At 62.1% G+C, this 11,406-nt stretch carries 11 protein-coding genes; 2 read left to right on the forward strand and 9 right to left on the reverse strand.

From position 1 onward, the window contains the following. Positions 1-28: 28 nt before the first annotated feature. Genes CCICO_RS05475 through gnd form a run of 5 tightly spaced genes read right to left on the reverse strand, consistent with a single transcriptional unit; the run spans position 29 to position 6,218 of the window. A complete protein-coding gene (locus tag CCICO_RS05475) occupies positions 29-910 on the reverse strand; it encodes a hypothetical protein (RefSeq protein WP_018019653.1) in 882 nt (293 codons plus the stop codon). After that, positions 903-1,970, reverse strand: a complete 1,068-nt coding sequence (locus tag CCICO_RS05480) for a hemolysin family protein (protein WP_018019654.1) — start codon at positions 1,968-1,970, stop codon at positions 903-905. Before CCICO_RS05480 ends, CCICO_RS05475 begins: the two co-directional genes overlap by 8 nt. Then, entirely contained in the window at positions 1,967-3,352 is a 1,386-nt protein-coding gene (locus CCICO_RS05485; protein WP_018019655.1) for a hemolysin family protein, read from the reverse strand. The genes CCICO_RS05480 and CCICO_RS05485 overlap by 4 nt, the downstream gene beginning before the upstream one ends. 38 nt (positions 3,353-3,390) lie before the next feature. Continuing rightward, the gene (locus CCICO_RS05490; protein ID WP_018019656.1) at positions 3,391-4,755 is read right to left on the reverse strand and encodes a DEAD/DEAH box helicase; all 1,365 of its coding nucleotides are present in this window, start codon (positions 4,753-4,755) and stop codon (positions 3,391-3,393) included. A gap of 8 nt (positions 4,756-4,763) precedes the next feature. After that, positions 4,764-6,218, reverse strand: a complete 1,455-nt coding sequence (gene gnd, locus CCICO_RS05495) for an NADP-dependent phosphogluconate dehydrogenase (protein WP_018019657.1) — start codon at positions 6,216-6,218, stop codon at positions 4,764-4,766. A gap of 335 nt (positions 6,219-6,553) precedes the next feature. Here gnd and CCICO_RS05500 point away from each other — a divergent pair, with 335 nt between their 5' ends. Further along, positions 6,554-6,994, forward strand: coding sequence for a PaaI family thioesterase (locus CCICO_RS05500; protein ID WP_018019658.1), 441 nt, complete (start codon positions 6,554-6,556; stop codon positions 6,992-6,994). 51 nt (positions 6,995-7,045) lie between these two features. Next, positions 7,046-7,654, forward strand: a complete 609-nt coding sequence (locus tag CCICO_RS05505) for a class I SAM-dependent methyltransferase (protein WP_018019659.1) — start codon at positions 7,046-7,048, stop codon at positions 7,652-7,654. On the opposite strand, the gene CCICO_RS05510 is transcribed toward CCICO_RS05505, so the two are convergent. The 4 genes from CCICO_RS05510 to grcA2 all read right to left on the reverse strand — a co-directional run bounded on the left by CCICO_RS05510 (position 7,651) and on the right by grcA2 (position 11,323). Next, on the reverse strand, positions 7,651-8,418 hold the full coding sequence (locus tag CCICO_RS05510) for a cyclase family protein (protein ID WP_018019660.1): 768 nt from the start codon (positions 8,416-8,418) through the stop codon (positions 7,651-7,653). The genes CCICO_RS05505 and CCICO_RS05510 overlap by 4 nt on opposite strands. A 105-nt stretch (positions 8,419-8,523) precedes the next feature. Then, positions 8,524-9,795, reverse strand: coding sequence for an amino acid permease (locus CCICO_RS05515; protein WP_018019661.1), 1,272 nt, complete (start codon positions 9,793-9,795; stop codon positions 8,524-8,526). 304 nt (positions 9,796-10,099) lie between these two features. Beyond that, positions 10,100-10,969 (reverse strand): pyruvate formate-lyase-activating protein, encoded by an 870-nt coding sequence (gene pflA / locus CCICO_RS05520; protein ID WP_018019662.1) that lies wholly within the window; start codon positions 10,967-10,969, stop codon positions 10,100-10,102. Between the two features lie 102 nt (positions 10,970-11,071). Further along, a complete protein-coding gene (gene grcA2 / locus CCICO_RS05525; protein WP_018019663.1) occupies positions 11,072-11,323 on the reverse strand; it encodes an autonomous glycyl radical cofactor GrcA2 in 252 nt (83 codons plus the stop codon). Positions 11,324-11,406: the final 83 nt, after the last annotated feature.

Genomic DNA, 11,406 nt, shown 5'->3' on the forward strand with positions numbered 1-11,406 from the left:
GTGTGAACCTCTAGCTGTGGTTCAGGACTCACTCACCCAGTGTAGTGGCAAGAGCCTGTTCGACGTGGTAGCTCAGACGGTGTCGGATAGGTTCGGCGGCGCGAGATAGGGCGCGCTGGCGGGAGACGTATTCGGCTTTGCCTTCAGGGGTTTCCACGGCCACCACCCCGAAGCCCAGGGCACGGCAATCATAAGGAGAGGCCTCCATGTCGAGCTGGCGGACCTTGCACGCTAGCTCGAAGGCGTCGATAACGAGTTCGCTCGGCACCATCGGCAACAACTTAAACGCCCACTTGTATAAATCCATGGTGGCGTGCAAACAGCCCCGCTGCTCGCAGCTGAGCTGATCCTCGCGGCTCAGGGGACGGATGTTGAGCGTTCGGGCAGGCGGGGTGTAGAAGCGAAACGCATCATAGTGGGTGCATTTCAACGCACCGTGCGCCTCCACCACAGCATCGGTGCCTTCCGCGCCGAGCCGCAAAGGCAGATCGTGGCGGGGATTCTCCGAGCGGTAAACCATCGCCCACTCGTGCATGCCGAAGCAATCGAAACGCGCAGGATTGGTTTCCTCGCGGCGAAGTAGCTCTGCCACAAAGCGCCACAACCGTTCGCGCTTGCTCGCCAGGGCCGATAGATCCACCCCAGTGGTGGCCGTATCCCCAGTACCGCGAGTGCGATAGAAAGACCATTCCGTGTGAGGGGCGTCGCCTACGAGTTCCACGTCCATCCCCGGATGCCAGCGGCGCATTTTTCCAGGAGAGAAGGGGTAGTAGTCGAACATGAAATCCCACACGGGGTGGGTGCGATGCTGGGAGCGGCGCTGCAAATGCGCCGCGGTGAGCGCGTCCACGCGGCGCTCATGCTCACGCTGCCGCCGCTGCCACTGGGCTGGAGTGAGCAGCTCAGGCATCGGCAGTGTCCTCGTGCGTCCAATCGCGCACATTGCCCACATACTCCTCGATGAGATCCTCGAGGGTGATCACGCCAATCAATTGGCCACGATCGCGCACCTGCGCCATGTGGGCGGAGCTACCACGCATTCGCCGTAGGGTTTGGTCCAAGCCCCCAGAGGCGTCGATATTAATCAGCTGGCGAATCTGGGAGCGCGGGATCACATCGCGCGGCGAAGAGGTGGAGGAGGCGAGCCGGTCGAGCACATCCTTGATGTGCACATAGCCGAGATAGTTGCCATTGGCACCGGTGATGGGGAAACGGGAGAAGCCGGTTTCATTCACCGCATCTTCCAGCTGCTGCACCGTGGGCCCACGGCTGCCAAAGGGAATGGCGTGCACCTGGTCTTTGCGGATCAGCACCTCCCGCACCGAACGCTTGTCAGTGCGCAGGGCCTTGGCCAGGCGGGCATGCTCCTCGGCGTCGAGAAGCCCCTCCGAACGCGACTCGGAAACCATGATGGCGAGTTGCTCGGTGTCGACGGAGGAATCCAACTCGTCTTTTTGCTCGATCCCGAACAGGCGCAAGGTGTGCCGTGCCACGAAGTTCATGAAGTTCAGAATCGGCATCATGAGCTTGACGAAGAGGATGTGGGCGGGCACCAAGATCATAGCGAGGGTCTCAGGGCCGGCCAATGCGATATTCTTCGGCACCATCTCGCCGACAAGAATGTGCAAGAAGGTGATCACCGCGAGCGCAATGGCAAAGGACAAGGCATGCAGGAGCGACTCCGGTACACCCAAGGCACCAAAGGGGCGTTCGAGCAGGTGCGCGATAGCCGGCTCGCCCACCTTGCCCAACAACAGGGAGGCGATGGTGATCCCCAGCTGCGCGCCGGCAAGCATGATGGAGAGATGCTCGGTGGCGTATTCCACCTTCTTTGCCCGCGACTTGCCCTGAGCGATGAGCGCATCGATGCGGTCCTTGCGGGAGGAAATGAGTGAGAACTCGGCGGCGACAAAGAAGGCGTTGAGGGCCAACAAAAAGATGGCGAAGATGATTGCTTGGATTCCACTCATGAGGCGTACTCCGCTGCTTCTTCGTTGCTGATGGGGGTAAAGAATGCGCGCTCAACGCGACGCTCGTCCATGGCTGTGACCGAGGCGATCCAGCGGCCGGTGATACCGGTCTCGAACTCATCGCGCATATCTCGCTCTGTCTGGGGGAGCAGCACCACATCGCCTGGCTGTGGGATCCGACCCAACGCCGTCATGATAAGCCCGCCCACCGTCTCATAGCGGTGGTCATCAGGCGCGGCGTAGCCGATGGACTCACTGAGTTCATCCACGCGCACCAAACCGGCAACCTCCCACGACTCGCCGACTCGCCGGAAGTCCTTTTCCGCCTCGGCGTCATCGTGTTCGTCGTAGACCTCACCGAGGAGTTCTTCCACCACATCCTCGATGGTGACGATGCCGGCAGTGCCGCCATATTCGTCCGCCACCAGCACCATCTGGGAACCAGCGGAGCGCACGGCGTTGAGCACGGCATCGCCATCAAGGGAATCGGGCACGGTGTTGACCTCGCGGGCCAATTCCGCCACCGGCACCTGCGGGCGACGCTGTTTCGGAATGGAGAAAGCGTTTTTAATGTGCACCACGCCGATGGTGTCGTCTAAGTCGTTATCTACCACCGGGAAGCGAGAATGGCCGGACTCGAGCGCGAGCTGAACTAGGTCCTCCACCGAATCGGTGCTGTGCAGGAAGAGGATGGTCGAGCGGGGAGTCATAAACTCCTCGGCCGTGGCCTCGCCGAACTTAAGGGCACGGTCAATCATGCGGGCCTTGGACACATCGAAGGTGCCCACCTGAGCCGAGTTACGCACCAGCGCGCCAAGCTCTTGGGCAGAGCGGGCACTGGCGAGTTCATCAGCTGGTTCGATACCGAGCTTGCGCACAATGAAATTAGCGGAGGAGTTGAGCGCGGTAATGAACCACTTGAGGCCCTTGTTGAACCACTGCACGGGGGTGACTACCACGCGGGCGGTGGTCCACGGATCGGTGATTGCCATGTTCTTCGGCACCAGCTCGCCGTAGATCATAGACAAGAAGGTGGCCACGACAAGCGCCAAGATGAGAGCGACGGGCGAGGCAGCCCGTTCGGACAAGCCGACCAGCTCCAGCAACGGGGTGAAGAAACGAGCCAAGACCGGCTCCGCCAGATAACCCGTGGCCAGGGTGGTGATGGTGATGCCCAGTTGGGCGCCTGAGAGCTCGAAGGAGAGATTCTCGTGGGCATGACGAATGCGCTGAGAAACTGAGTCTTTATTGCGGGCAACGTGGTTGTCGATGGTGGATCGCTCCAGCCCCGTCAGGGCGAACTCGATAGCCACAAACAACCCCGTGCCGGCGGTCAGTGCCACAAAGCCGAGGAGAGCGAGAATGCTGAGAAGTATGTCCATAATTGTTGATCGGCTAAAACACTACCCAAACCAAGGCCCTACTGGTCAATACGTCGCCGTGTGGTGACAGAACCCTTGCCCCAGGCGCCGCCCTTTTTCTTTTTCTTCGGTCGAAAACCCCTCCGCGCATTGCCAGCGCCCGACGAGTCGGAGCGCCCGCGCGAGCGAGCTGTACCAGAGGGGGAGCCGGAGTGCCGGCCCGCGTCTGCGGAGCCGCCACGGCGAGAGGTAGAAGACTGTGCCTCCGATGAACGCGGCTGGCGCAGCGGCCCGATGAGGGAGGAAAGCTCTGGGGAGTCCCACGCGAGTTCGCGGGGATCCACTCCTGCGGTGCGGAAGTGTTTCTTCGCCCGGCGGCGGTAGGTGGTATCGACGATGCTCAGGCTGTTGCCGCTGGCTCCAGAACGGGCGGTGCGGCCGGAGCGGTGCACAAAGGACTGGGCATCAAAGGCGATACCCACATGCACCACGAGATCAATGTTGGCGATGTCGATGCCACGTGCCGCAACATCGGTTGCGATGAGTACCGGCTCGGCGCCGGAGGCGAAACGTTCGACGGCCGCGGCGCGCTGGGCCTGGGTGCGATCGGAATGCACGAAGCAGGCGCCCGTCTCACGGGCGTAGCGGCTGACCTGATGTTTGGTGGCGCAGAAAATGAGGGTGCTGGCACGGCGGCGCGCGAGCTGGTGCACCAGCTGATCGCGTTGTTCCTCCGAATCAGTCCACACCACCCACTGGGTCAAGCCTTCGACTGCGGCTGTGGCCCCGGGGGCGGAGAGCTCGTGGATGCGCGCCGCAGGGGCGAGACGGCGGGTGGAGTGATCGATCGTGGCCGAGAACACTAGCCTTTGGGCGCTGGACGGGATGCGCGCCGCGATCGCATCGAGCTGTGGGGCAAAGCCCACCTCGGCGAGGTGATCGGCCTCATCCACCACGAAAATCTCCACCGCATCCAACTGCAGCAGGCTGCGGCGGCGCAGATCGAGCAGTCGGGCGGGGGTGGCCACCGCGATATCCACGGGGGCGGCCAGTTGAGTGCGCTGGGTGGCCACCGGCACGCCGCCGGTGAGCGCGAGAGTGCGCAGCCCCATTGCCGCGGCGAGATCCTCGATGCGTTCGGCGATCTGCACCGCCAATTCTCTCGTCGGTGCGAGAATCAGACCCCGCGGATGGCCGGGGGTGGAGGAGCGAGTGAGATGCTCATCCGTGGCCAGCCGAGTGATCAGCGGCAGCGCAAAGGCGAAAGTTTTGCCCGAACCGGTGTGGCTGCGGCCAATCACCGAGGCCCCCGATAACGCATCAGGGATCGTCGCCTGCTGGATCGCTGTCGGGTGGGTGAGTTCACGGCGAGTGAGCTCGTGTACAAGCTGATCGGGCAGAGCGAGATCCCTAAATGAGTGCACGTATCGTCCTAGGCTTCGACCTCGGAGCGGTCACCGCTCCAGAGGGTGTGGAAGCTGCCCGGACGGTCGATGCGCTCGTAGGTGTGCGCACCGAAGTAGTCGCGCTGTGCCTGAATAAGCGCAGCGGGCAGGCGGGAAGAGCGCAGCGAATCGTAGTAGGACAGCGAGGAACCGAAGACCGGAATGGGCAGGCCCAACTGGGTGGCGGTCACCACTACGCGGCGCCATGCATCCATGCTGTGCTCCATCTCTGCGCGGAAATAGGGATCCAGCAGCAAAGAGGTCAGCTCAGGGGAGGAGTCATAGGCCTCGCGGATGCGGTCGAGGAACTTCGCGCGGATGATGCAGCCATCGCGCCAGATGGTGGCGAGATCGCGGGGGTCGACATTCCAGCCGTGCTCGGCGGAGCCGGCCTTGATCTCGTCGAAGCCCTGGGAGTAGGCCACTAGCTTGGAGGCGTAGAGGGCCGCACGGACGTCGTCGATAAAGTCCTCACGCTTGATGCCGAGGTCCTCGAGGCTACGCAGTGAGCCGGAGGCGAGTTCTCCAGAGGTGGCGGCACGCATCTCGCGATCGCCGGACAGGGCGCGGGCGAAGACGGCCTCGCCGATTCCGGTGACAGGAATACCCAAATCGAGGGCAGCCTTCACGGTCCAGCGACCGGTGCCCTTTTGGCCGGCGGCATCAACCACGATGTCCACCAAAGGCTTGCCGGTGTCAGCGTCAACCTGCTTGAGTACCTCGGCGGTGATTTCCACCAAGTAGGAATCCAGATCGCCGGCGTTCCATTCGGAAAACACCTCGGAGATCTCCTGCGGGGTCATGCCTGCGGCATAGCGCAGCAGGTGATAGGCCTCGCCGATGACCTGCATGTCCGCATACTCGATGCCGTTGTGCACCATCTTCACAAAGTGCCCGGCACCGTCGGGGCCAATGTGGGTGCAGCAGGGCACTCCGTCGACGTGCGCGGAGATGGACTCCAGCAGCGGGCCAAGCGAGGCGTAGGACTCGGCGGAGCCACCGGGCATAATGGCTGGGCCGTTGAGTGCGCCCTCCTCGCCGCCGGAGATACCGGCGCCGACGAAGTGCAGGTTGCGGGAGCTCAGCTCGGCTTCACGACGGATGGTGTCGGTGTAGAGCGCATTGCCACCATCGATGATGATGTCGCCTTCTTCCATGGCGTCGGCGAGCTGCTCGATGACGGCATCGGTGGCCTTGCCGGCCTGCACCATGATGATGGCGCGGCGGGGGCGCTCCAAGGAAGCGACGAACTCCTCAATGGTTTCGGCGGGCAGAAAGTCTCCCTCATCGCCGTGGTTGGAGATGAGGGCCTCGGTCTTACCGTAGCTGCGGTTATACACCGCTACGGTGTGACCCTTATGAGCGAAGTTGCGGGCGAGATTGGACCCCATCACTGCAAGTCCAACAACACCAATGGGAGCGAGTTTTTCTGCATTCGACATGTGCTCAATCGTAGACGTCACGCCGCACAAGAGTCATATCAGCCTACGAACCCCCATGCTTTCCTACTCCCCAAGCCTTGAGATCCGTAGACAAGGCTGGGAGCAGGCTCGCGGACTGCAGGCGGGAAAAGCTTAGGCCGGCACCTGCTTAAGTGCACGCTAGCGGCTTCGTTATCGTCGCGGTCCATGCGCCCAACGTGCGCCTCCCACGCGTCCACCGCGCGCTGCCCAGCCGCGCTAGCCATGATGCCCAGGCGCGTTAGCCATGCTGTTCATCCAAGCCGCCAACACGCCAGACTTCGTGGGGTAGGACGTGTGGCGTATAGACTGGATGCATGTCTGTAGCTGCGCTGTTAAACACCGCCACCACTCGTCCGCTCACTGATGCTGAGCTCACTGAATTTAATGAGACCAGCACTGGCCTCGATGCCACGCTTGGAGTCAAATACACCGTGATTTCGCGCAAGCAGGTGCGCGCCCAGATCTCGGTGGCCGAGGGGCACCTGCAGCCCTTCGGCTTCGTCAACGGCGGTGTGTTCTGCTCGTTGGCGGAATCTACCGGTTCGCTGCTGGGCATGATCCTCGCCAACGGCCAGCATGTGGCTGGGGTGAATAACTCCACCGACTTCATCTCTTCCGTCAAGGCTGGCGTGGTGACGGTGATTGCGGCCCCACTGCATAATGGAAAGACCACCCAGCTTATTAGCGTGGAATGCTTCCAGCGCGACCAGCTGGTGGCGCGCACTACCTTGCGCACCATTCGTTTGCAGGGCTAGAGCCCGAATCCTTCAACCATCTTCTTGACCACGCTCTGCGGAAGGACACCCATGCCTACCTGGCACGAGATTCTCGCCTCTCATCCAGACCATTCCGAGAACTACGCCGCCAGGTGGCGCACCCTCGCCGCCGAGGGGCGTGACATCGTGGGCGAGGCCCGAACGATTGATGCGATGGCCGAGCGAGGCTCCCGCATCCTCGACGCCGGCTGCGGGACCGGCCGAGTTGGCGGCTACCTCGCCAAGCAGGGCCACACCGTGGTGGGCGTGGATCTCGATCCTGTTCTCATTGACTACGCTCGGCGGGACTACCCGGACGCCGAGTGGCAGGTGGGTGATCTCACCGCAGGTGAGGTACCTGATGGGCCTTTCGATCTGATCGTGTGTGCCGGCAATGTGATGGGCTTTTTGCCGCCCGAGGGGCGGCGCCCGGCGCTGGAGGCTCTTCGCCAGGCTCTGGCGCCTGAGGGTCGCGCCGTCATAGGATTTGGCGCAGGGCGCGGCTACGAGTTTTCCGATTTCTTCGATGATGCCCATGCAGCGGGCTTCGTAGACTCGCTCACCCTCGAAAGCTGGGATCTTAAGCCCTGGCGGCCGATTTCCTCGTTCCTCGTTGCTGTGCTGAGCCCGCGGATGTTGCTGCCGGGTTTCGGCGGCTAGTCCGCGGCAGCGGCATTACGGGGGATGATCGCGAAGGCGCGGGCGGGAAAGCCTGTGCCGCCGTGGGGCTTGGGCCAAGTGGCCACGATGAGCGCGCCGACCTCGGGAACCTGATCGAGGTTGCGCAGCATTTCAATTTGCCAGCGATCATGCTGCAGAAGCAGTAGTTCGCTGGGGAGTTCGCCGCGGCTGACTCGCGCCCCAAGATCGGTATCGGTGGTTTCGTGTCCGAGGGCGGTGATGTTGCGCTCGGTAATGAGCCATTCCACCACCTCGGGGTTCCATGCCGGATAGTGGTTGATGCCTTCGCTATCGGCGTTGTTCATCGCTGCTGCATCGGGCCACCGAGTGGACCAGTCGGTGCGTAATGCCACGAAGCTGTGCTCGGGGATGGTGCAGTGTGTGCGCTCCCAAGCGAGGATGTCATCAATGCTCGGGGTGTAGTCGGCATCGGCTGCGGCGCGTTCGTGGACGTCGATGACCACCAAACTCAGGATCATCTGCTCTACGGGTATCTCATCGAGCGGCCGGGCGCCGGTGACAAAGTGCACCGGCGGATCCACGTGGGTGCCCCATTGGCCGACGATGCTGTAGCGATCGATCTCGAAGCCGTGTTCTTCTACGGTGTAGAGACGGTCGCGGCGTTCATCGGGCAGCGCTCCGAAGTGAGGCTGGCCGGGATGGAAACTGTGGGTGAGATCCACCCAGTCGTAGTCCTGGCGGAGAGTACTGGCAAGGCTCCAGAGTTCGGGAAAATCAGACATGTAGACAGCATAGTCTATTTTGGGTGGTCTGGGCAGATGTGCGCTACGCCCACCCGCGCGCGTGGTGGCGGCGAGTGGGCGTCGATAAGCGCTGATGCGTAGTAGCTAGAACACGCCGATGATCTTGTACAGCACAGCGGAGATCGCGATGATGCCGGTGACAATCACGAACCAATTGGACACGTACTTCCTAAATGGTGCTAGTGCCTCCACTTTGTAGATCGCCACCATCGGCATCAGATAGAGAATGGAGGCGATGACCGGCCCCGAGAGTGTTTCGATCACTTCCAAGATGGAGGGGTTGAGCACTCCGGCAATCCACGCGGTCACGGCGATAAAGATATTGACCGCGATCATCAGGGTGCGCTCGCCGATACGCTCGACCATCTCGGGGCGGGCGTGGCGCACGATGCCAGCCGCGCCCTCCGCAGCGCCGAGCGTGTGGCCGAAGAAAGAGGAGACGATCGCGACGATCGCGATTGCCGGGGCCAAGTAGGCGATCACGGGGGCGTCGTGCACATTGCCCAGGTAGGACAGCACGGGCAGGTTTTCCTCGCGGGCCGCAGCCAGCCCTTCCTTGCCGAGCGAGAGCACACAGGACCAGACGAACAACATGGTAAAGACCGTGAGCAGCATCGCGGTGCGACGCAGAACGATGGAGGCATTCTCGGCACTATTCGGGCCGTGCGTGCGCTGCATGGCTAGCGAGAACTGGGAAATCGCGGGGGAGTGGTTGAAGGCGAATACCAGCACCGGAATGATCAGCCACACCGAGACGAGGAACTCGCCGGTGCTGGGCATGGAGGTCAGTCCATCGAGCTTCCACGTGGGGATCAGATAGAGCGAAATGCCCAGTAGGGCGATGATCAACGGGTAGACCAAGAACTGGGTGACGGCAAGCATTACCTTCTGGCCCACAACCATCGGCACCATCATCGCTGCCACGAGGATGCCCGCGAGAATCCAGCGGTCAATAGCGGGGCCGCCGAGCTGGTTCTGGATCAGGCTATCGACGGAGTTGGTGATGGAGACCCCGTAGATGAGCACGATCGGATAGATGGCGAAGAAGTAGAGAATGGTAATCGCCCAACCCCAGGCATTACCGAAGTAGTCGGTGGCGACCACGGTGATGTCCTCGCCCTGGCGCGGCGATTTGCACACGAAGCGGGCAAGCGCGCGGTGGGAGAGATAGGTCATCGGGCCGATCAGTAGGGTGACGATGAGCAGTGGCCATACACCAGCGGCGCCGGCATTGATCGGGAGAAACAATATGCCGGCGCCGACAGCGGTGCCAAAAAGACTTACAGCCCAACTGTTGTTGATGCGGCGCGCCTCTGCCGGGCTCGTCACCGGCTCGGAGGTGGTGGGAGCGGTCATACTCACATATCCCTTCTGGAAAAGGCCTGCTGAGGCCTTGGCGACAGGATTGAGGGCCGAACACTCACACGGCTGGGTTCAGCCCGGTTGTTATAACCTTCACGCTAGCAACCCTACTGTTGCGTAGGCCATGTTTACGCCTGCCTATTGTCTTAGAACTAAGACTTGATTATCAGTGGGCGAGACCATAGTGCGCACGCTTGTCGACGCCACCCGCACACCACCCATCCCCAGCAGCACAACAGCCACCGACCCGGTAAAACAACCGGACAATCGGTGGCTGATGAAAATGTCAACGCAGCGCCTAGTAGACCGTCAAACCGCGCGAGCGAAACACCTCGCGAACGTCCTCCACAGACTCGGCCGAGGGTGGTTTCACCCCAGACAGCTCATAGGGCAGCCCAAGTTTCTCCCACTTGTCTTGGCCCATGTTGTGAAAGGGCAGCACCTCCACGCGCTCCACGCTGTCAGACCAACGGGCGACGATATCGGCTACCTTCTCCACATTGGCGGGATCGTCACTCCAGCCGGGCACGAGAACGAAACGCACCCAGATGGCAACCCCGTGGGCGCTGAGACGATCGCCGAAATCGATGGTTGGTTGCAGCTCGCGACCACCGGTGACGGCGCGGTAGGTCTCGGGGTCGCCGGACTTCACATCGAGCAACACGAGATCGATATTCTCGAGGTCCTCATCGCTGAGCCGCGCACCCAAATAGCCCGAGGTGTCGATGGCGGTGTGAATCCCGAGCGCGTGCACGGCCCGTAGGACCTTGCGGGTGAACTCGATCTGGAACAGCGGTTCTCCGCCGGAGATCGTCAGCCCACCGCCGGAGGCGCGGAACACAGCCTTGTAGCGGCGAGCCTTGGCCACGATCTGCTCAACCGTCTGCATCGTGCCCTCTTTCATCCCCATGGTGTCGGGGTTGTGGCAATAGACGCAGCGCAGTGGGCAGCCGGACAAGAACATCGTCATTCGGGTGCCTGGACCGTCCACGGCTGTGACAAGCTCCCACGAGTGCACCAGACCGGCGTTACCGGTGCGGCGCGCCTCCAGCAGCTCGGTGCGTTCCGCGATATCGAACTCGGGCATGCCCAAGCCCTGGGCGCTCCCGCGCTGGCGGGGGCCCTGCTGCGGGGCGATGGTCACTGCCGCGTTGAGTCCGTCGGCCATGGGGTGTTGACGCTCCTTGGATGCGCGATGGTGGCTAGCGAGTAGAGGGCTAGCGAGAGTGGCAAGCGGTGGGGCTAGCGTCGAAGGGCTAGCCCCAAAGGGCTAGGCGTTGTGGTGGAAGGTACGAGCCATCACGTCGAGCTGCTGCTCGCGGGTGAGCTTGACAAAGTTCACTGCGTAGCCAGAGACGCGCACCGTGAGGTTGGGGTAGTTCTCCGGGTTATCCATGGCATCCTGCAGGGTCTTGTGATCGAGCACGTTGATGTTGGCGTGGTAGAGGCCAGAGCCTGCGTTGTGCTGGGATCGGGCGGCCTTCATTGCAGCCATGCGCTCGTCAAAAGTCTTGGTGGACATGAGAATTTCTCCTTGGGTGGTGAATTGATACTGAAGGGGTATGTGCGTGGCGGGCCCGTAGGCCCGCCGTGAGTAGGCGGGAT

The sequence above is a fragment of the Corynebacterium ciconiae DSM 44920 genome (genome assembly GCF_030440575.1).
GTDB lineage: Bacteria > Actinomycetota > Actinomycetes > Mycobacteriales > Mycobacteriaceae > Corynebacterium > Corynebacterium ciconiae.